Source organism: Enterobacter sp. 03-F-07-AD-ECC (assembly GCF_047530935.1).
Lineage (GTDB): Bacteria > Pseudomonadota > Gammaproteobacteria > Enterobacterales > Enterobacteriaceae > Enterobacter > Enterobacter cloacae.
This window is the reverse complement of the sequence record NZ_JBLKBZ010000006.1, coordinates 100,115-120,418: the sequence shown is the minus strand read 5'-3', so window position 1 is coordinate 120,418 and position 20,304 is coordinate 100,115. Positions and strand designations below refer to the sequence as shown.

Annotated in this window: 20 protein-coding genes and 1 pseudogene; 17 read left to right on the top strand and 4 right to left on the bottom strand. The window is 55.5% G+C overall.

Translation table 11 applies throughout. The features are described from left to right. Positions 1-78: 78 nt before the first annotated feature. Positions 79-1,563: an alpha/beta hydrolase gene (locus ACMWKA_RS11640; RefSeq protein ID WP_414760241.1), complete on the bottom strand. Its 1,485-nt coding sequence runs from the start codon at positions 1,561-1,563 to the stop codon at positions 79-81. 322 nt (positions 1,564-1,885) lie between these two features. Here ACMWKA_RS11640 and ACMWKA_RS11635 point away from each other — a divergent pair. From ACMWKA_RS11635 to ACMWKA_RS11590, 10 genes and pseudogenes are all read left to right on the top strand, one after another. Further along, positions 1,886-2,344, top strand: a pseudogene (locus ACMWKA_RS11635) (Hcp family type VI secretion system effector). Between the two features lie 2 nt (positions 2,345-2,346). Beyond that, positions 2,347-2,769, top strand: a complete 423-nt coding sequence (locus ACMWKA_RS11630) for a polymorphic toxin type 44 domain-containing protein (RefSeq protein WP_072200382.1) — start codon at positions 2,347-2,349, stop codon at positions 2,767-2,769. Beyond that, positions 2,747-3,169 (top strand): hypothetical protein, encoded by a 423-nt coding sequence (locus ACMWKA_RS11625; protein WP_346720890.1) that lies wholly within the window; start codon positions 2,747-2,749, stop codon positions 3,167-3,169. Before ACMWKA_RS11630 ends, ACMWKA_RS11625 begins: the two co-directional genes overlap by 23 nt. 292 nt (positions 3,170-3,461) lie before the next feature. Further along, positions 3,462-4,316 (top strand): MurR/RpiR family transcriptional regulator, encoded by an 855-nt coding sequence (locus tag ACMWKA_RS11620; RefSeq protein WP_013096546.1) that lies wholly within the window; start codon positions 3,462-3,464, stop codon positions 4,314-4,316. A 12-nt stretch (positions 4,317-4,328) separates the two neighbouring features. Beyond that, positions 4,329-4,904, top strand: a complete 576-nt coding sequence (gene ddpX, locus ACMWKA_RS11615) for a D-alanyl-D-alanine dipeptidase (RefSeq protein ID WP_013096545.1) — start codon at positions 4,329-4,331, stop codon at positions 4,902-4,904. Positions 4,905-4,919: 15 nt separating this feature from the next. Further along, the gene (locus ACMWKA_RS11610) at positions 4,920-6,452 is read left to right on the top strand and encodes an ABC transporter substrate-binding protein (RefSeq protein WP_414760240.1); all 1,533 of its coding nucleotides are present in this window, start codon (positions 4,920-4,922) and stop codon (positions 6,450-6,452) included. 22 nt (positions 6,453-6,474) lie between these two features. Beyond that, complete coding sequence (locus tag ACMWKA_RS11605) at positions 6,475-7,497, top strand: ABC transporter permease (protein ID WP_013096543.1); 1,023 nt, start codon at positions 6,475-6,477, stop codon at positions 7,495-7,497. Continuing rightward, complete coding sequence (gene ddpC, locus ACMWKA_RS11600; RefSeq protein WP_038419496.1) at positions 7,494-8,390, top strand: D,D-dipeptide ABC transporter permease; 897 nt, start codon at positions 7,494-7,496, stop codon at positions 8,388-8,390. The genes ACMWKA_RS11605 and ddpC overlap by 4 nt, the downstream gene beginning before the upstream one ends. Then, positions 8,387-9,373, top strand: a complete 987-nt coding sequence (locus ACMWKA_RS11595) for an ABC transporter ATP-binding protein (RefSeq protein ID WP_020688688.1) — start codon at positions 8,387-8,389, stop codon at positions 9,371-9,373. The genes ddpC and ACMWKA_RS11595 overlap by 4 nt, the downstream gene beginning before the upstream one ends. Further along, positions 9,366-10,295 carry an ABC transporter ATP-binding protein gene (locus ACMWKA_RS11590; RefSeq protein WP_029883328.1) on the top strand — a complete coding sequence of 310 codons (930 nt, stop codon included), beginning with the start codon at positions 9,366-9,368 and terminating at the stop codon, positions 10,293-10,295. The genes ACMWKA_RS11595 and ACMWKA_RS11590 overlap by 8 nt, the downstream gene beginning before the upstream one ends. On the opposite strand, the gene ACMWKA_RS11585 is transcribed toward ACMWKA_RS11590, so the two are convergent. Next, positions 10,292-11,041 carry an SDR family NAD(P)-dependent oxidoreductase gene (locus tag ACMWKA_RS11585; RefSeq protein WP_029883329.1) on the bottom strand — a complete coding sequence of 250 codons (750 nt, stop codon included), beginning with the start codon at positions 11,039-11,041 and terminating at the stop codon, positions 10,292-10,294. The two genes, ACMWKA_RS11590 and ACMWKA_RS11585, sit on opposite strands and share 4 nt — an antisense overlap. A gap of 134 nt (positions 11,042-11,175) precedes the next feature. On the opposite strand from ACMWKA_RS11585, the gene ACMWKA_RS11580 reads away from it, so the two are divergent. After that, entirely contained in the window at positions 11,176-12,081 is a 906-nt protein-coding gene (locus ACMWKA_RS11580) for a LysR family transcriptional regulator (protein ID WP_045903017.1), read from the top strand. A 23-nt stretch (positions 12,082-12,104) separates the two neighbouring features. Here ACMWKA_RS11580 and ACMWKA_RS11575 read toward each other — a convergent pair whose 3' ends face one another. Both ACMWKA_RS11575 and ACMWKA_RS11570 read right to left on the bottom strand, forming a co-directional pair. After that, a complete protein-coding gene (locus ACMWKA_RS11575) occupies positions 12,105-12,533 on the bottom strand; it encodes an OsmC family protein (protein WP_020690322.1) in 429 nt (142 codons plus the stop codon). An 81-nt stretch (positions 12,534-12,614) separates the two neighbouring features. Then, positions 12,615-13,508 (bottom strand): LysR family transcriptional regulator, encoded by an 894-nt coding sequence (locus ACMWKA_RS11570; RefSeq protein ID WP_346720885.1) that lies wholly within the window; start codon positions 13,506-13,508, stop codon positions 12,615-12,617. 111 nt (positions 13,509-13,619) lie between these two features. On the opposite strand from ACMWKA_RS11570, the gene ACMWKA_RS11565 reads away from it, so the two are divergent. The 6 genes from ACMWKA_RS11565 (at position 13,620) to adhP (ending at position 20,271) form a co-directional block, all read left to right on the top strand. Next, complete coding sequence (locus tag ACMWKA_RS11565) at positions 13,620-14,471, top strand: Vmh family MBL fold metallo-hydrolase (RefSeq protein ID WP_346720884.1); 852 nt, start codon at positions 13,620-13,622, stop codon at positions 14,469-14,471. 232 nt (positions 14,472-14,703) lie between these two features. After that, on the top strand, positions 14,704-14,919 hold the full coding sequence (gene bdm / locus ACMWKA_RS11560; protein WP_013096534.1) for a biofilm-dependent modulation protein: 216 nt from the start codon (positions 14,704-14,706) through the stop codon (positions 14,917-14,919). Between the two features lie 95 nt (positions 14,920-15,014). Continuing rightward, the gene (gene sra / locus ACMWKA_RS11555; protein ID WP_013096533.1) at positions 15,015-15,152 is read left to right on the top strand and encodes a stationary-phase-induced ribosome-associated protein; all 138 of its coding nucleotides are present in this window, start codon (positions 15,015-15,017) and stop codon (positions 15,150-15,152) included. Between the two features lie 178 nt (positions 15,153-15,330). Further along, positions 15,331-17,028, top strand: a complete 1,698-nt coding sequence (locus tag ACMWKA_RS11550; RefSeq protein ID WP_013096532.1) for an NAD-dependent malic enzyme — start codon at positions 15,331-15,333, stop codon at positions 17,026-17,028. Positions 17,029-17,355: 327 nt separating this feature from the next. Continuing rightward, positions 17,356-19,065, top strand: coding sequence for an ABC-F family ATP-binding cassette domain-containing protein (locus ACMWKA_RS11545; protein WP_414760239.1), 1,710 nt, complete (start codon positions 17,356-17,358; stop codon positions 19,063-19,065). A 195-nt stretch (positions 19,066-19,260) separates the two neighbouring features. Further along, complete coding sequence (adhP, locus tag ACMWKA_RS11540; RefSeq protein ID WP_058684710.1) at positions 19,261-20,271, top strand: alcohol dehydrogenase AdhP; 1,011 nt, start codon at positions 19,261-19,263, stop codon at positions 20,269-20,271. Positions 20,272-20,304 lie beyond the last annotated feature (33 nt).

The following is a 20,304-nucleotide window of genomic DNA, read 5'->3' as shown; positions in this document are numbered from 1 at the left end:
AGAATAAGGGAGGCGCCGGGGAAGTTACTGTTTAACATACTTCACCAGCGCTACCTAATAAATTAACGGCTTAAGGGATCACCCTTTTTCCTCCGTCCCGATGCGGTTGTCGATCCGCATCTTCATGTAGTCGTAAAACGGATTTGAGGTCACCCGCATCAGGGCATCTTTACCCACGCTCAGTACGGAGGTCTCTCCCCACAACGCAATGGTGCCCAGGCTGATGCCATAGCGGTTTTTCACGGCAGGATGCCGGCCATACAGATCGTCATCAGGCGGGAAAGGTACGGCGACATGCGAAAGCGAATAGACCTCCGGCGGATACTGCTGCGCCAGCGGCTCCACGGTCTCCTCTGTGCTGCCTGCGGGGATGTGCTTCGCGACCGTGGCGAAACGCTCCGCACTGGCGTTGGTAACAATAGTGACACTGTAACGTCTTTGCGCAGACGGCAACAGCTCAGAGAGGGCCGTCCAGGACGATGGCCGGAATAACGGGCGGAAACTCGCCGCCTGGTTGATATCAAACACCACCAGTTCGCTGCCGTTGGCCGGAAGCTGGTCGAATAACCCCGTGACAACCGCACGGGTACTGACGGTGGAATCCATCACCGACTGAAAGGCCAGTACAGGCGGCAACCGATCCAGCGTGTGGTTTTGTGCAGCGCGGCCAATCTGCTCCTGCAGCGCCTTCGTCAACAGCCACGACTGACGCGCCGCGTTTACCGGGAAAGAGTTGTATTTGTAAGGGTTATACTCCGGCGCGATATTCAGCCAAGCCGCTTTCGCAAACGCCGGTAACAGTGCCGGTAAGCCTGCGAATCCGGCAAAGCGGGCAAACGCCGTGACGCCGATCATTGGTGACAACAACACCAGTTGCTGAGGTTTTCGCAGCGAAGGCAACTCCAGCGCGTCCAGGGTGTATTTCATCGCCAGCGCCCCGCCGTTGGAATAGCCCACCAGATGCAAAGGAACGTTATCCCCCGCCAGACGGGAGGCTTCGCGCACGGCAAGACGCGTCGCCGCCAGCCACATCTCCCAGTCAACATTTGTCAGCGCCCCTGGTGCCGTCCCGTGTCCGGGCAGACGCGGCACCACGGCCACAAATCCGCGCTGCTGATAATCAACGGCAAGGTGTTTAACGCTATAGGGCGAATCGGTGAGTCCGTGCAGTAAAACCACCGCACCACGCGGTTTACCGGCAGGCATCAGCACAAACGAGCGATTTGCATCCGGAGTAAATTTTCCGGGCCACACCAGGCTCTGACGGTAGTAGCGGTTTAAGGCGGTACGCTCCTCCCCCTTCGTTTTTGCCGTGACCGCGTTATCCAGGTCGGTGAAGATGGCCTTTTCCCGGTCGAGATAGTCAGCAAAGTTCGCCTTATCCAGCTCGCTTACGCTCATTTCATCCGCACGCCAGGTATGCCAGAGATGTAACGCCGGCCCCTGCTGCGAGAGATATACCCGCACTGCCAGCAGCACAACCACGATAATCCCTATGACCATCGCCACTTTCTTTGCGAGAGCCATCAGGCGCACGCTGACACGCCAGGGCAAATTCGCCATGCCGGGTTCCTTCTCTTAGTCACTGTGTTTGTATCTTATCAAAAATGTGAAGGGGCTGAGGTATTCACTGTATTTATTGCTAATGATTTTTTTGTCGCGCTTATCAGCGCTTGTGTAATGTATGCCCATACGACATCCATTATTTCTTCATTCACCTGCTTCATAAATTAAATAAATGCCAATAATAAATACATCAACCTTGATTATCTTGGTTAACAATAAATAACACTAAACCGCATGCTAAAAGGTGATATTTACGTATATTTATAATCTCTTTTTTGAAAATGGAGTTTTAACAATGGCTATACCGGCTTATTGATGGATACGAGATGAGGGCAATACTGAAATAAAAGGAAGCGTAGATGTTCAGGATCGAGAAGGCAGCATTGAAATCACCGGTTTCACACACAGTCTGAGATTACCTACCGATGCACTTACCGGAAAAGTAATGGGCACTCGCCAACATGCCCCTTTGTTATTTCAGAAAGAAATTGACTCGTCCTCCCCTTACCTCATGAAGGCAGTAGCGACCGGACAAACACTTAAGACTGCGGAATTTAAGTGGTACAAGATAAACGATGCGGGGTAGGAAGTTGAATATTACAATATGACACTTGAAAACGTGAAAGTAGTCTCGGTTTCACCGCTAATGCACGACATAAAAGATCCCACCAAAGAAAAGCATAATCATCTGGAACTGGTTGAGTTACGGTACGATAAAATTACGTGGAAGTTTTGTGATGGAAATTTACAGTTTGCTGATAGTTGGGCGGAGCGTTAATTATGCGCTATCCAACGATACCCGTTCATCCAACACCGCCTGCGTATCCAACCTCCTTGCTGGTTCCCCCTGGCGCATCCATTGTTAACAACATGATGATAGCAAGATTCCATAAAGGCCCATCAGCACTGACTTACATCTGGTTCTATGGGATGGTAAGGCTACATGGACCGTGGGACTATAAATCACTATCAGGACGCCAGTATGCCGATTATGGTAATTTCAATTACGGTGCCGTCGGTACTGCGGCAGGCATTTCTGAACAAATATTGTTAAGAGGGGCTGGATGGGCGCAAAGTCGATCGGGTAACGGGGATCCACAGAAATTTGGCACCTGGTATGAATCAGCACCCTATGGAGATGATCCTGCGGATCAGGTCTGGATAAGAGCAGGTATTGATTATGCTAAAAGAACAGGGTTTTAAAAAACGGTACGCATTAGGCGTTATTCTTATCGTGATGATTTGGATTATATATATGATCCCCCGGTGGATATTTCCTGTGGAATATAGCATATATAAGAAAACAGCTTTAAATGAATCCGCAAATATTTATATTGTGCAAATTGATGCTGGAGCGACTACAGCATTCGGTTACCATTATTACCTGATTGATAATAAAACGTCAGACAATGACTTTATATCTCATCTGGATGATTATACTCCCTTTCTGAAAACACGAGACGCAAACGCCTTACGTAAAGTCGATAATGGGCAGATTTATCTCAACATTACAGGCGATATATATTATTTTTCAAGTCCCGCGCAGTATCGTATTCAATCTAACCTATACCGCATAGGTATAAATCTCGTTGCCAGGCCATAGGGCAACCTGGCAAATCATTATCTCTGTTTCTCCACATCACAAACTTTCCTCACGGGCGACGGGCGATTCAGGATCGCAAATGCGCGCCCCTTCAAAGTTCTTGCTTACCGTCATACACACTGCACCAAAAGTGAACTACGCTGCACAAATGTTGATCATTGGTTAATCAAATATTGCATGAAATTTACAGCACAGCGGCTTTTCGCCGTCATGTGAACATGGCACGCGTCATGCATTGTTAACCAGGTAACAGAATTCCGGCCATTGACAGCCGGTTAACAGCGAGGCGGTAATGACCACCAAACCTGAAATGCTGAACCGTATCGAAGCTACCTTCAGCCAGCTGACGCCCAGCGAAAAGCGTGTGGCAAGCTGGATGCTGGCGCACGCCGCGCTGATACCGTTTGAGACGGCAGAGAGCGTGGCGCTGACAACCGGCACCAGCGGGATCACCGTCGGGCGCTTCCTGCGTAAGCTGGGGTATCGCAACCTGGACGATGCCAAAAAAAGCCTGCGCGATCCTTATCAGCCCTGGGGAATGAACGAACGTCTGGACTCCTGGCAACAGCAGCGCCCGCTCTCGGATCGCCTCCAGCACTCCCTTTCGCTGGAGGTGGATGCAATCACCCATGTTTATCAGCTGGCACAAACCGATGTCTTTAAGCAAATCGTCCATCAGCTCACCCATGCTGAGGCGGTGTTTGTGCTGGGTATTCAGTCAACGCGCGGGATTGCCAACGCCTTCTTCAGCCACCTGGAATACCTGCGCCCGCGCGTGAGCTACTCCGAGGGGTTATCCGGCAGTTGGGTTGAATCGCTCAACTCCGGTTTTGACCACCCTTATGTGGTGCTGACCGATACCCGCGCCTATTCCGCCATTGCCCGGCAGTACTGTCGTGTCGCAAGTGAGAAAAGTATTCCGATGGCCCTGATCACCGATATCTGGTGTCCGTGGGCGCGGGATTACCCTATTGATTTATTGCAGGTTAAAACCGATACCGGCCACTTCTGGGATTCGCTGGCCCCTGTTAGCTGTCTTTTCAACCTGCTGCTGTCAGGCGTGGTCCAGGCGCTGGGTGATGCGCTTGCAGACCGTCTGACGATAAACCGTGAATTACAACAAGAGTTTGGACAATTCGAACGCTAAAGGAGCGGAGCTATGCCCGAAGAGAGTGAACTGATTGATGTCGCCAGAATGTTTCCTGAGTTGCATATCGATCTGAAATACGCCACCGCCGATAACCTGACTGGCCGTCCCATTTATCAGGAGGCGCTGTGTTTGCTGCATACCGATGCCGCCACCGCGCTGGCGAAATCGATTGGCATCGCCACGCTCGCCGGACTGAAACTGGTGGTCTACGACGCCTATCGCCCACAGCAGGCCCAGGCGCAGCTGTGGGATGCGTGCCCGAACCCGGAATATGTGGTGGATGTGGCCATTGGCTCCAATCACAGCCGCGGCACGGCCATCGACGTCACCCTGATGGATGAACATAACAACGTGCTGGATATGGGGGCCGGGTTCGATGAGATGGATGACCGTTCTCATCCGTATCACCCCTCCGTGCCGCCGCACGCCCAGCGCAACCGCCTGCTGCTTAACGCCATCATGTTTGGCGGCGGCTTTGTGGGGATCGGCAGCGAATGGTGGCACTTCGAGTTGCCAAACGCCGCCAGTTATCCCCTTCTTGACGATCGTTTCGCCTGTTTTCCGTTGACGCACACCCCTCTTTAAACCTGGAGCACTGCCATGAAAACAACGCTTCTCACGACGCTTATCGCCGCCACGCTGGCCCTGAGCATGCCTGCTGCGCAGGCCGCCGTTCCGAAAGACATGCTGGTGATAGGTAAAGCCGCCGACCCGCAAACCCTCGATCCGGCAATCACCATTGATAACAACGACTGGACCGTCACCTATCCGTCCTATCAGCGTCTGGTGAAGTACAAGCCTGGCACCACGGAGGTCGAAGGCGATCTGTCCACGGGCTGGAAGGCATCTGAGGATCAGAAAGAGTGGACCTTCACCCTGACGGACAACGCGAAATTCTCTGACGGCACGCCGGTCACCGCTGAAGCGGTAAAACTGTCGTTTGAGCGCCTGCTGAAGCTCAGCCAGGGGCCGTCTGAAGCGTTCCCGAAAGATCTCAAAATTGACGCCGTTGATGACCACACGGTGAAATTCACCCTCAGCCAGCCGTTTGCTCCCTTCCTCTATACCCTGGCGAATGACGGTGCATCGATTATTAACCCGGCCGTACTGAAGGCCAATGCCGCCGATGACGCGCGGGCTTATCTGGCGCAGAACACCGCCGGTTCCGGGCCATTTATGCTGAAGAGCTGGCAAAAAGGTCAGCAGCTGGTGCTGGTGCCTAACCCGCACTGGGCGGGTGATAAACCCCACTTTAAGCGCGTCTCGGTGAAAATTATCGGTGAAAGCGCGTCGCGTCGCCTGCAGCTTTCACGTGGCGATCTGGATATTGCCGACTCCCTGCCTGTCGATCAGCTTTCTGCGCTCAAGCAGGAGGGCAAAGTCGCCGTGGCGGAGTATCCGTCCCTGCGCGTGACCTATCTCTATCTCAACAACAGCAAAGCGCCGCTGAATCAGGTGGATTTGCGCCGGGCCGTCTCCTGGGCAACCGATTATCAGGGGATGGTGAAAGGCATTCTCAGCGGTAACGGCAAGCAGATGCGCGGCCCGATCCCGGATGGCATGTGGGGCTTTGACGCCACCGCCATGCAGTACAGCTTTGACGAGGCCAAAGCGAAAGCGGCGCTGGAGAAAGTCAAAGATAAACCGGCCAGCCTGACGTTCCTCTACTCGGACAACGACCCGAACTGGGAGCCTATCGCCCTCTCCACTCAGGCCAGCCTGGGCAAGCTCGGTATCAACGTCAAGCTGGAAAAACTGGCTAACGCCACCATGCGCGACCGCGTGGGTAAAGGCGATTATGACATTGCCATTGGCAACTGGAGCCCGGACTTTGCCGACCCGTACATGTTCATGAACTACTGGTTTGAGTCGGACAAAAAAGGTCTGCCGGGCAACCGCTCGTTCTATGAGAACAAAGAGGTCGATTCCCTGCTGCAGGCGGCGCTGAAAACCACGGAACAGGCGGAGCGCACCCGCGATTACCAGCAGGCGCAGAAGATTGTGATTGACGAAGCGGCCTACGTTTATCTGTTCCAGAAGAACTACCAGCTGGCAATGAACAAAGAGGTCAAAGGCTTCACCTTTAATCCAATGCTCGAGCAGGTGTTCAACATCGCCACCATGAGCAAGTAACGGTTTCGCCGGGGGAAAGTGTATGACGTTCTGGAGCATTGTGCGCCAGCGCTGCTGGGGGTTAATCCTGGTAGTAGCCGGTGTCTGTATCATCACCTTTATCATTTCACACCTGATCCCCGGCGATCCGGCCCGCCTGCTGGCCGGTGACCGTGCCAGCGACGAGATTGTGCAAAACATTCGCCAGCAACTGGGACTGGATCAGCCGCTCTATATCCAGTTTGGCCGCTATGTGGACGCCCTGGCGCACGGCGATTTAGGGACCTCTATCCGTACCGGGCGGCCGGTGGCGGAAGATTTAAAAGCCTTCTTCCCTGCCACGCTGGAGCTGGCGTTCTGTTCCCTGCTGCTGGCGCTGGTGATCGGCGTTCCGCTGGGGATTTTATCGGCGGTCTACCGTAACCGCTGGCTGGATCATCTGGTACGGCTGATGGCGATGACCGGGATCTCCACACCGGCCTTCTGGCTGGGTCTGGGCGTCATCGTCTTGTTCTACGGCCATCTTCAGCTTCTGCCCGGCGGCGGCAGGCTGGACGACTGGCTCGACCCGCCGGCCCACGTGACGGGCTTTTATCTGCTGGATGCCCTGCTGGAGGGTAACGGCGAGGTCTTTTTCAACGCCCTGCAACACCTGATTTTACCGTCACTGACGCTGGCGTTTGTTCATCTTGGCATCGTGGCGCGTCAGGTACGTTCCGCCATGCTGGAGCAGCTCAGCGAAGATTACATTCGCACCGCCCGCGCCAGCGGCTTGCCGGGCTGGTATATCGTCCTGCGGTATGCCCTGCCGAATGCGATGATCCCGTCCATTACCGTACTCGGGCTGGCGCTGGGCGATCTGCTTTATGGTGCGGTACTGACCGAAACCGTCTTTGCCTGGCCAGGCATGGGCGCCTGGGTGGTGACCTCCATTCAGGCGCTGGATTTCCCTGCCGTCATGGGCTTCGCCGTGGTGGTTTCACTGGCCTATGTGGTCGTCAATCTGGTGGTTGATCTGCTCTATCTGTGGATTGACCCTCGTATCGGGCGCGGAGGTGCCGAATGATGTTGACTGAGGAAACGCCCGTCCCCGTAAACACAACGAAACCGGGCATCGACTGGCCAAGGCTGTTCTGGATGCTGCGTCAAAGCCCGCTCACGCTGATCGGCGGGGTGATTATGCTGGTGATGCTGTTGCTGATGGTAACTTCACCGTGGATCGTCCCCCATGATCCGAACGCGCTGGATCTCACTGCCCGGTTGCAGGCCCCGTCTGCGCAACACTGGTTTGGTACCGATGAAGTCGGACGCGATCTGTTCAGCCGCGTGCTGGTCGGTAGCCAGCAATCCATTACCGCCGGGCTGGCGGTGGTGGTGATTGCCGGGAGTATCGGCTCGCTGCTGGGCTGTTTGTCCGGCGTGCTGGGCGGGCGCGGCGATGCCATCATTATGCGGGTGATGGACATTATGCTCTCCATTCCCTCCCTGGTACTGACCATGGCGCTGGCGGCGGCGCTGGGACCGAGTCTGTTTAACGCCATGCTGGCGATTGCGATTGTGCGTATCCCGTTTTACGTTCGCCTTGCGCGCGGGCAAACCCTGGTGGTGCGCCAGTTTACCTATGTGCAGGCCGCGCGCACATTTGGCGCATCGCGCTGGCATTTGATCAGCTGGCACATTCTGCGTAACGCCCTGCCACCGCTGATCGTGCAGGCCTCGCTGGATATTGGCAGCGCCATTCTGATGGCCGCCACGCTGGGCTTTATCGGCCTTGGGGCACAGCAGCCCACCGCCGAATGGGGAGCGATGGTGGCCGTGGGCCGCAACTATGTGCTCGACCAGTGGTGGTACTGCGCCTTTCCTGGCGCGGCAATTCTGGTCACTGCCGTCGGGTTTAATCTGTTTGGTGACGGCATTCGCGACCTGCTGGATCCGAAATCGGGAGGAAAACAGGCATGAGCGAAGCAGTATTAACCATTGAAGATTTACACCTGAGCTTCCCGATATTTCGCGGTGAAGTTCACGCCCTGAACCACGTATCGCTGGAGATCAAACGCGGCGAGATTGTTGGAGTAGTGGGCGAATCCGGCTCCGGAAAATCGGTAACGGCGATGCTGACCATGCGTCTGCTGCCGGAGGGCAGTTACCGGATCCATCGCGGGCAGGTAAAACTGTTGGGTGAAGATGTCCTGAATGCTTCGGAGAAACAACTCCGCCAGTGGCGCGGTGCCAAAGTGGCGATGATTTTTCAGGAGCCGATGACAGCGCTGAACCCAACGCGACGAATTGGCAAACAGATGGTGGAAGTGATCCGCCAGCATCAGCCCCTTTCACGGCGTGATGCCGGAAAAAAAGCGATCACCCTGCTGGAAGAGATGCAGATCCCGGATGCGGCGGAGGTCATGGAACGTTATCCGTTCGAGCTGTCCGGTGGCATGCGCCAGCGGGTGATGATTGCGCTGGCCTTCTCCTGCGAGCCTGAACTGATTATTGCCGATGAGCCGACCACCGCACTGGACGTCACCGTCCAGCTACAGGTACTGCGATTGCTGAAGCATAAAGCGCGGGCCAGCGGAACCTCGGTACTGTTCATCAGCCACGATATGGCGGTGGTTTCACAGCTCTGCGATCGGATGTATGTCATGTACGCCGGGAGCGTGATTGAAAGCGGCACCACGCAAACGCTGATCCACCATCCCGTTCATCCCTATTCCATCGGCCTGCTGCAGTGTGCGCCTGAAAACGGCGAGCCGCGCGAGATGCTGCCTGCCATCCCCGGTACGGTGCCCAATCTTAGCCAGCTTCCGCGCGGGTGTGCTTTTCGGGAGCGCTGTTTTGCTGCGGGCGTAAAATGCACTGAAACGCCGCGCTTACTGCCTCAGGGGGCCGAAGGCCAGCGGGCGGCCTGCTGGTATCCGCAACAGGAGAAAACCCATGTCTGACGTACTGCTGGAACTGGATCGCGTGCACGTTAACTTTCCCGCACGCAAAAACTGGCTGGGGCGGGTCACGGAACAGGTGCATGCTCTTAACGGGCTGGATCTTCAGATCCATCGCGGCGAAACGCTGGGGATTGTTGGCGAATCCGGCTGTGGTAAAAGCACACTGGCGCAGCTTTTAATGGGGATGCTCAAACCCAGTGCCGGCCTGTGTGCACGGACAAACCACGCGGGCGGTATGCAGATGGTGTTCCAGGATCCGCTCTCGTCGCTTGACCCGCGTCTGCCGGTCTGGCGCATTATCACCGAGCCGGTGTGGGTGCAAAAACGCAGCAGCGAACGGGAACGACGTCAGCTTGCTGAAAACCTGGCGCAGCAGGTCGGTATCCGCCCGGAATACCTCGACCGCCTGCCGCACGCCTTTTCCGGCGGGCAGCGCCAGCGTATTGCTATCGCCCGCGCTCTTTCCTCTGACCCGGACATCATCGTGCTGGATGAGCCCACCAGCGCGCTGGATATTTCCGTACAGGCGCAGATCCTCAATTTACTGGTGAAGCTGCAGCAGGAACGCAACCTGACCTATGTGCTGATATCCCATAACGTCTCGGTTGTCAGGCACATGAGCGATCGCGTGGCGGTGATGTATCTGGGGCAGATTGTCGAACTGGGCACGGCGGCACAGGTGCTGGTTACGCCGCGTCATCCCTACACCCGGCTGCTGCTCGATTCCGTTCCCAGAACCGGTGAGCCGCTGGATGAAAACCTGGCGCTGCGTAAAACGGATCTCCCGGGGAACCGCCATCTGCCCGAGGGGTGCTATTTCCGCGACCGTTGTCCGCAGGCCACGCAGGGGTGTGAACGCCCGCAGCCGCTACAGCCTTCACACGAGGGCCGTAGCGTGCGCTGCTGGCGTAATGTGGATTAAATTTGCGCCATCCCACCATCAACAAACAGCTCGGTGGCGTTAATAAAGCTGGCCGCGTCAGAGGCCAGAAACGCCACCACTTTCCCCACCTCGCCCGGCGCACCTAAACGTCCTAACGGAACCTGTGCAGCCAGCGCATCGTACAGCCCCTGACGATGTTCTTCTGGCACCAGTTCGCCAAGTCCCGGGGTTTTGACGGGGCCAGGACTGACCACGTTGATACGGATCCCACGGCCCTGCAGATCCAGCGCCCAGGAGCGGGCAAAGTTGCGCACGGCGGCTTTGCTGGCGCTGTAGACGCTAAAGTTTGCCGTTCCCTTTATCGACACCGTTGAACCGGTCAGAATAATGGACGACCCGGCAGATAACAGCGGCAGCGCTTTTTGTACTGTAAACAGCACTCCGCGCACGTTTGTGCCGAAAATACGGTCAAACTGCTCCTCGGTGATTGCTCCCAGCGGCAGCATATCTCCGCCACCCGCATTGGCGAACAAAATATCGAGACGCCCTTCTTCTTTTGCTATCTGCGCATAGACTCGATCCAGATCGGCGAGTTGTGAGACGTCGGCACGAATACCCACCGCACGGGAATCAATTTGTGCGACGGCGGCATCCAGCTCGGCCTGTCGACGACCGGTGATATAGACTTTGGCGCCCTGAGCCGCCAGCTCCTGCGCCGTGGCAAGACCAATACCGGTGCTGCCGCCAGTGACCAGTGCGATTTTTTCGAAGAGCGTTGTGTTCATGTCATTTACCTTTTGTTGGGTTTGCGTTGCGCGTTTTTGCTTGCGCTGGAGACACATTAGCCCTTGCCGGATTAGTGAAAAACCAGCAAAAATGAAAATGACTATTCACAAACAGAAATAATCGAGAGAAAAAGATGGACCAGCTCATGGCGATGCGCGCCTTCACGCGGGTTGTGGAAACCGGTAGCTTTACCCGAGCGGCTGATTCGCTAAACATGCCCATCGCCACACTGAGCAAGCTTGTGAAAGCGCTTGAGGCGCATCTTGAAATACGGCTGCTGCACCGTACCACCCGCCGGGTGGTCACGACGCCGGAAGGCGCGGAGTATTATGAAAAAGCGCTCAGGGTGCTCATTGATATCGAAGATATCGATACCTCGTTTCGCGTCTCTCACGCCACACCGAAAGGACATCTGCGGGTGGATATTGGCGGTTCGACTGCCCGCGACGTGCTCATCCCCCTGCTCCCGGATTTCATGCAGCGCTACCCGGATATTCGCATCGATCTTGGCGTGGCGGATCGTCCTGTTGATTTGATCAGCGGCAACGTGGATTGTGTGATCAGAGGCGGTCCGCTGAACGATTCCACCCTTATCGCCCGTCATCTGGGCGACGCCGACATGGTGACCTGCGCAACGCCGGGCTATCTGAAAAAGCACGGCGTTCCGGCTTATCCGCAAGAGTTGCGCAACGGACATAAACTTATAAGCTATCTCTCCCCGGTCACCGGGCGACCCTTTCCGTTTCGCTTCAGGAAAGGCGGCGAGGTGCAGGAGATCGGCATTTCGCACTATCTCGGCGTTAATGAAAGCAATGCGCACCTGGCAGCGGCGGTGGCAGGATTGGGCATCATTCAGACGTTTACATATTCAGCAAAGACATATCTTCAGGCGGGTACGTTACAAGAAATTTTAAGCGACTGGCACCCGGCGGCGTATCCGTTTCACGTGGTTTACCCGCAAAACCGGCATCTGACGCATCGCCTTAAGGCGTTTATTGCATGGCTGGCAGCGGTTTTTCCTGCTGCGCTGAAGGGATAGCCGGGCCTTCGCCCGGCTCAGGCTTAGTTAAGTTTATAGTCCAGCGTGATTTCCGCTTTCAGTACCTGCGACACCGGGCATCCTGCTTTCGCTTTCTGGATGATGCCGTCGAATTTCTGCGGGTCGATACCCGGTACGGTGACCTTGCTGTTTAGCGCAATTTTGCTGATTGCGAAGCCGCCATCGGTTTTATCCAGCGAGACATCCGCTGTGGTATCGATGGAATCTGCGGTATAGCCCGCTTCACCAATCATCAGCGACAGCGCCATTGAGAAACAGGCGGCGTGGGCTGCGCCAATCAACTCTTCCGGGTTAGTGCCTTTAGCGCCTTCGAAGCGGGTGTTAAAGCCGTAAGGTTGTTGATTCAGGACGCCACTTTCCGTTGAGACCGTCCCTTTGCCATTTTTGATATCACCAGACCAGTGTGCCGAACCGTGCTTATGAATCGTCATTCTTGCTCTCCTTTTGGCTTACAAAGGGGTAAGTATAGACGATGGTTCCGGCACACCCAGGAACACAGACAATTCTGTAACCTATACCCGCTGCGCGTCGCCTGACAGATGGCGCGCTATCTCATCAAGAAATACGCGCAACGCTGCGGGCTGATACTCCCGGGACTGATAAATACCGTGAATGGCTAACGCTTTGGGCGTCAGGCTGCTCAGCACCGGGACCAGCATGCCCTGTTCAATCGCGGCATGTGCTTCCTGCTCCGGCAACATGGCAATGCCGCAATGCTTCACCGCCGCCTCCATCAACAATGACGAGATGCTGGCGCTGAGGTTGCCGCTCACGGCGACGCTGACGTTTTCCCCTTCCAGCGTCAGGAAGTGCCACGCCTGACCGGCGAAAAAGCTGTAATGCAGACAGTTGTGCTGCGCTAACTCCTCCACCTGCTCTGGCGTGCCGTGGGTTGCAAGATACTGCGGCGACGCGCACAGCACGGAACGGCACTCCCCGAGCCTGCGGGCAATCATCCCGGGCTCTGGGTTATCCGTGATGCGGATCGCCACATCAATGCGTTCCCCTACCAGGCTCACCGGGTGGTTGTTCACATCCAGCTCAATGCGCAGTTGCGGGTAGCGCGAAAGCAAGCCGGGCAGCACCGGGGCAATCAGATGCATGGCGGTAAAATGGGCGCAGGCCACCCGTAGCGTGCCTGAAGGGAGATCTTTCTCCGACTGGCCCTCAATTTCCTGCGACAGCTGGGACAGCGTTCGCGTTTTTAGCAGCACCTTCTCTCCGGCCGCCGTCAGCGTCAGCTTGCGCGTCGAGCGGTTTACCAGCCGCGTACCGGCCCACTTCTCCATTTGCTCAAGATAGCGGCTCACCATCGGACGGGAGATACCCAACGCCCGGGCCGCTGCACTCAGGCTTCCCAGCTCGCATATCCGGTTATAGACCTGAGCGGCAATAACGCGATCCATATCACACCCCATTTGCTCGATTTATGAAACAAAGCATGTCTTGTTTCAGGAATTCTGGCAAATGCGAATATCCGTACAATAAAGACTTTCCTGAACAACAGAGACATCAGAATGAAATTCACTCACCTTGCACTGCTCTCCACGCTTATCACGCCCGCGGTGTTGGCTGCGCCATTAACCATTGATACCTATAACCCGCAGGACAAAGGGATGTTTGCGGTCTCCTCCACGCTGGTCTCTGGTCCAAAAGAGGCCGTGCTGTTTGACGCCCAGTTCAGCGTCAAAGATGGCGAAGCGCTGGTCGACAAAATTCGCAAAAGCGGGAAAACCCTGAACAAAATCGTCATTACCTCTGGCGATCCGGATTTCTATTTTGGTCTGCAACCGCTGGTGAAAGCCTTCCCGAATGCCAAAGTGGTGGCCACACAGCAGGTGGTTGACCATATCAAGGCCACCAAAGACGCCAAGCTTGCCTTCTGGGGACCGCAAATGAAAAACGGTGCACCAACCGAACTTATCGTTCCGCAGGTGCTGGCATCAACAACCTTCATGGTGGACGGCGAGAAGATTGATATCGAGCAGCCAGAAAGCTACGCCGCCTATGTCTGGATCCCTTCGGCTAAAACTATCCTCGGTGGTACCGGTGTCGCCTGGGGTATCCACGTCTGGACGGCAGACACCCAGACGCCAGCCAGCCGCAAGCAGTGGCAACAGACGCTGGAAAGCATGGCGGCACATAAGCCTGAACGCGTGATCCCGGGTCACTATCTGGGAACACCACCGGCAGGTAGCGGTGCTATCGACTTTACCCGTGATTATCTCCAGCGCTTCGAAAAGGCGTTGTCAGAACATAAAACATCGACAGGCGTGATCAACGCCATGAAAAAACAGTATCCGGGTCTGGCTGAAGAGAGCTCACTGGAATTAAGCGCCAAAGTGAATACTGGCGAAATGAAGTGGTAATGTAAAATCTGCTCCTGCTATATTTCAGTGATAGCAGGAGCACCTGCAAAATATCCTCGCGACAAACCCTCAATATATCCTCCCATTCTAAAAGCGCATAAAAGCATGCACTTATGTCATTTTTATTTCTAAGATGAATCTTAGACACAGCGGCCAAAATATTTGCCATTCTGTTTGTGAATTAAATTTTTTGCGAGCCGTACCATTAAACAGACAACGACACGGAGGCAGCATGTTTACTTATTACCCGGCCAATACTGCAGCGGCACAACCTGAACTCGTTAACGCGATTGCACAAGGTCTTCACGCCGAGCATGGTGCTGTGACTGAAGATGACATTTTGATGGAACTGACCAAGTGGGTGGAATCCACAGACAATGACATCCTCAGTGACATCTACCAGCAGACCATTAACTACGTCGTCAGCGGGCAAAACGCACCTTTGTAAAAACCTGCTATGCTGGATCTGCAACCTAAGGGGTTACATTTCGTTTGCGTAAGCGAACTGGTCCTTAAAACTATCAACAGGATTGAGGAGTTAACATGAAATCGAACCGTCAGGCACGCCATATACTGGGACTGAACTACAAGCTTTCTAACCAACGTAAAGTGGTGATTGAAGGCGACAGTGAAACACAGGTCACTCACGCCACCGGCAGAAAACGCCACGCGGGCAAGTAAGTTCCCAGGAGAGAGATCCTCAACACCATCGGCAAAACCGATGGTGTTTTTGTTTATGTGTTGCGGTAATTAATATTTAGCTCCTTTATAATACCGCCTGACCGCACCCCATCGCACAGGCCAGAAAGATGACAAACAGCAGTGTCAGGGACGGATCTTCAAAAAAAGAGTGAGTGACATGGACAACAAACTGAAAAAACATCGTTCCCTATATATCCCTTATGCCGGCCCGGTATTACTCGAATTCCCCCTGCTCAACAAAGGTAGCGCCTTCAGCATGGAAGAGCGCAGCAGCTTCAACCTGCTCGGTTTGCTGCCAGAAGTGGTGGAAACCATTGAAGAACAGGCAGAACGCGCGTGGATCCAGTATCAGGGTTTCAAAACCGAAATCGACAAACATATTTACCTGCGCAACATTCAGGACACCAACGAAACCCTCTTCTATCGTCTGGTACAAAATCATCTCGAAGAGATGATGCCGGTGATCTACACCCCAACGGTGGGTGCCGCCTGTGAACGCTTCTCAGAGATCTACCGTCGCTCCCGTGGCGTCTTTATCTCTTATCAGAACCGCCACAACATGGACGATATTCTGCAGAACGTGCCGAACCACAATATCAAAGTGATCGTGGTGACCGATGGCGAACGTATTCTGGGTCTCGGAGACCAGGGTATTGGCGGCATGGGGATCCCAATCGGTAAGCTCTCTCTGTATACCGCCTGCGGCGGCATCAGCCCGGCGTATACCCTGCCGGTGGTGCTGGATGTGGGCACCAACAACCAGCAGTTGCTTAACGACCCGCTGTATATGGGCTGGCGTCATCCGCGTATCACCGACGACGAGTACTATCAGTTTGTCGATGATTTCATCCAGGCGGTCAAGCACCGCTGGCCGGACGTGCTGCTGCAGTTTGAAGACTTCGCGCAGAAAAACGCGATGCCGTTGCTGAACCGCTATCGCGATGAGATCTGCTCTTTTAACGATGATATTCAGGGCACCGCCGCGGTCACCGTCGGCACGCTGATTGCCGCCAGTCGCGCGGCAGGCAGCCAACTGAGCTATCAGAAAATTGTCTTCCTGGGCGCAGGCTCTGCGGGTTGTGGTATCGCCGAGCAGATTATCGCCCAGACGCAGCGTGAAGGGCTAAGCGAAGAGCTGGCGCGCTCCCGCGTGTTCATGGTCGACCGTTTCGGCCTGCTGACCGACGGCATGCCAAACCTGCTGCCGTTCCAGACCAAGCTGGTGCAGAAACGTGAGAACCTGAAGAACTGGGACACCGACAACGAAGTGCTCTCTCTGCTGGACGTAGTGCGCAACGTGAAGCCGGATATCCTGATTGGCGTCTCCGGTCAGACGGGGCTGTTCACCGAAGAGATCATTCGTGAGATGCACAAGCACTGCGAACGCCCTATCGTGATGCCGCTCTCCAACCCGACCTCGCGCGTGGAAGCAACGCCGCAGGACATCATTGCCTGGACCGAAGGGAACGCGCTGGTCGCAACCGGCAGCCCGTTCGATCCGGTGGTGTGGAAGGACAAAACCTATCCTATTGCCCAGTGCAACAACTCCTATATTTTCCCGGGCATTGGTCTGGGTGTGATCGCCTCCGGCGCGTCGCGCATTACCGATGAGATGCTGATGTCGGCAAGCGAAACCCTGGCGGGCCACTCGCCGCTGGTGAACGATGGCGAAGGACTGGTGCTGCCAGAGCTGAAAGACATTCACAAGGTGTCGCGTGCTATCGCGTTCGCGGTCGGGAAAATGGCCCAGCAGCAGGGTGTGGCAGTGAAAACCTCTGCTGACGCGCTGCAGCAGGCCATCGACGACAACTTCTGGATGCCGGAATACCGCAGCTACCGTCGTACTTCGATCTAACACTGTGTTCCGACCGTTCCCTCTCCCTGTGGGAGAGGGGATTACATTCGTCCCCCCTAGCCAAACCGCCTTTCCCCCGCTACACTCCTTTCATCCATTAACCCACTGAATATATAAGGAGGCCAATTATGCTGTACTGTGAAATTTTCAATGTTTCACATGCATTGGGTGATCGCACCAGCTCAAGCGTTATCGGTATCGTGCTGCGATAACTTCTGCTTGAGCGAAGACACCAACCCCTGAAATCCCTTCTCTCGGGCTTACTGAGTTATCGTCAGCGATGTTTGACGAGGCATAAACATGCCTGTAACTCTTGGGTAAGCAACAATGAGCACTTTACTCACTGCACAATCTTTACGTGTTGATACGGCGTTTGGCACGCTCTTCGACTCCCTCTCCTTTACGCTGAAAAAAGGCGACCGCATTGGCCTGCTGGGCGACAACGGCTGCGGCAAAAGTACGCTGCTGAAGGTGCTGGACGGCACAGACTCTCCCGCTGCCGGAAGCGTCGCGCTGGCCGGACACTGTCTGATGGCGCGCGTTGAGCAACATCTGCCAGAAGCCATTTATACCCTGACCATGCTGGATGCCGTGCTGGCGCAACTGCCCACGACTGAGCGCGAGAGCCTGCGCTGGAAAGCAGAAACGCTGCTGGCGGGTATGGGCTTTACGCCGCAGGACATGGCCTTAACGTCGGCGACGCTGAGCGGCGGGCAACACACGCGTCTCCTGCTCGCGCGGGCGTTGATCGGCGAGCCGGATCTGTTACTGCTGGACGAGCCGAGCAACCACCTCGATTTGCCTACCATGCTCTGGCTGGAGCAGTTTTTACAGAACTGGTCCGGCAGCTTTGTACTGGTCTCGCACGACAGGCAGTTGCTGGATGCCGTCACCAACGGCAGCTGGATCCTGCGCGATAAGATGTTGCACTACTTCGCCCTTCCCTGCACCGCCGCGCGCCAGGCGCTGGTGGCGAAAGACGAAAGCGATGCGCTTCGGCATAAGGCGGAGCAAAAGGAGATCGACCGCGTAACCGCCAGTGCCAGACGGCTGGCCACCTGGGGCAAGGTCTACGATAACGAAGATCTGGCCCGCAAAGCCAAACAGATGGAAAAACAGGTCGAGCGGCTAAAGGAGAGCCAGACAGAGCTCACGGCAGGCAGTCCGTGGACGTTAACCCTGCGTGGTGATGCCCTGCGGGCGGACCGACTGCTGGAGATGGAAAACCTCGGCGTACCGCCTGCACCTGGGTTGCCCGATCTATTTCACGTCGACATTGCGCGGCTTAAAAGTGGCGATCGCGTGGCTATCGTCGGGCGTAACGGCTGCGGCAAATCATCGCTGATGAAGCTCATCTGGCGGCATTTCTCAGGTGAACCGTCAGAGGCTGGGCTAAAACTCCATCCTCGCGTGTCGCCAGGCTATTACGACCAGACGCTGAATCAGCTTCCGGATGAGGCAACGATCTTCGACGCGCTGGAGCCTTTTGCGCCAGCGCCACAGGATCGCAAGATGGCGCTTATCAGCGCCGGGTTCCCGTGGGCGCGTCACGGGCAAAAGGTCAGCACCCTCAGCGGCGGGGAGCGTTCGCGCCTGCTGTTTGTCGGCCTGACGCTTGCCCGTTATAGCCTGCTGATGCTGGATGAGCCTACCAACCACCTGGACATGGAAGGCAAAGAGGCGCTGGCCACTACCCTGCAACAGTTTGACGGCGGAGTGCTGCTGGTCAGCCATGACCGGCAGCTGATCGCCCAAAGCTGCAATCGCTTCTGGCTGATTGAGGACGGTTTGCTGAGCGAATGGCATGACGCCGAAGCGGTGTTCGAACGGCTGCGTGAACGCACAGGCCTGATGGCGTCGTCGGCGTCACCAGCAGTCGCGGATGTTAAAGCGCAAGCCTCGGACGATCTGCTTGAAAGGCTGATCGCGCTGGAAACGCTACTCGCAGAAGACCTGGCGCGTAAGCCTAAGCATCAGAAACCACATCTGCAGGCGCAATGGCGCAAAGAGATTGAGGTGATAGAAGCAAAACTGTAGATCTGTGCCCGGCGAGCTTCTCGCCGGGCCAGTGAATTCCCCACTAATTATTAGAGGATCGCTGTATTCTTAATCTGAAATCGCATCAATTGGTGACATTATGTTGCCGCCGCCTTGCATAACGCCTCTAAACTATTAATCCTTAAGTAGTATTCCCCTGCGATACACATACCCATCAAAAACAAGGAGAAACCTATGAAGGCTGCTGTTGTTACACAGGATCATCAGGTCAATGTTACCGAAAAAACCTTACGCCCACTGAAGCACGGCGAAGCCCTGCTCAAAATGGAGTGCTGTGGCGTTTGCCATACTGACCTCCACGTCAAAAATGGCGATTTCGGTGATAAAACCGGTGTGATCCTGGGCCACGAAGGGATTGGGATCGTGAAAGAAGTTGGGCCTGGCGTGACGTCACTAAAAGTCGGCGACCGTGCAAGCGTCGCGTGGTTCTTTGAGGGCTGCGGCCACTGTGAATACTGTAATACCGGCAACGAAACCCTGTGCCGCGATGTGAAAAACGCCGGTTATTCCGTTGATGGCGGCATGGCTGAAGAGTGCATTGTCACCGCGGATTACGCGGTAAAAGTGCCTGACGGGCTGGATTCCGCTGCGGCCAGCAGCATAACCTGTGCCGGCGTCACCACTTACAAAGCGGTAAAAGTCTCCCATATCAAGCCGGGCCAGTGGATTGCGATCTACGGCCTGGGCGGACTGGGTAACCTCGCGCTGCAGTATGCGAAAAACGTCTTCAACGCCAAAGTCATCGCCCTTGACGTTAACGACGAACAGCTGAAGCTGGCAGCGAGCATGGGGGCAGACTTAACCATCAACTCCCGCAGCGAAGATGCCGCTAAAATCGTGCAGGAAAAAACCGGCGGCGCGCATGCGGCTGTGGTAACGGCGGTCGCGAAAGCAGCATTTAACTCGGCGGTGGACGCGGTGCGTGCCGGTGGCCGCGTGGTGGCCGTTGGCCTGCCGCCGGAAGCCATGAGCCTCGATATCCCTCGTCTGGTGCTGGACGGTATCCAGGTGGTCGGCTCGCTGGTTGGTACCCGTCAGGATCTGCAGGAAGCGTTCCAGTTTGCTGCCGAAGGCAAAGTGGTGCCAAAAGTGACGATGCGCCCGCTGGAAGATATCAACGCCATCTTCAAAGAGATGGAACAGGGCCAGATCCGCGGCCGTATGGTGATTGACCTACGCAATTAACGCCGTTCCCACGAACCGCTCCGTCTGTGGAGC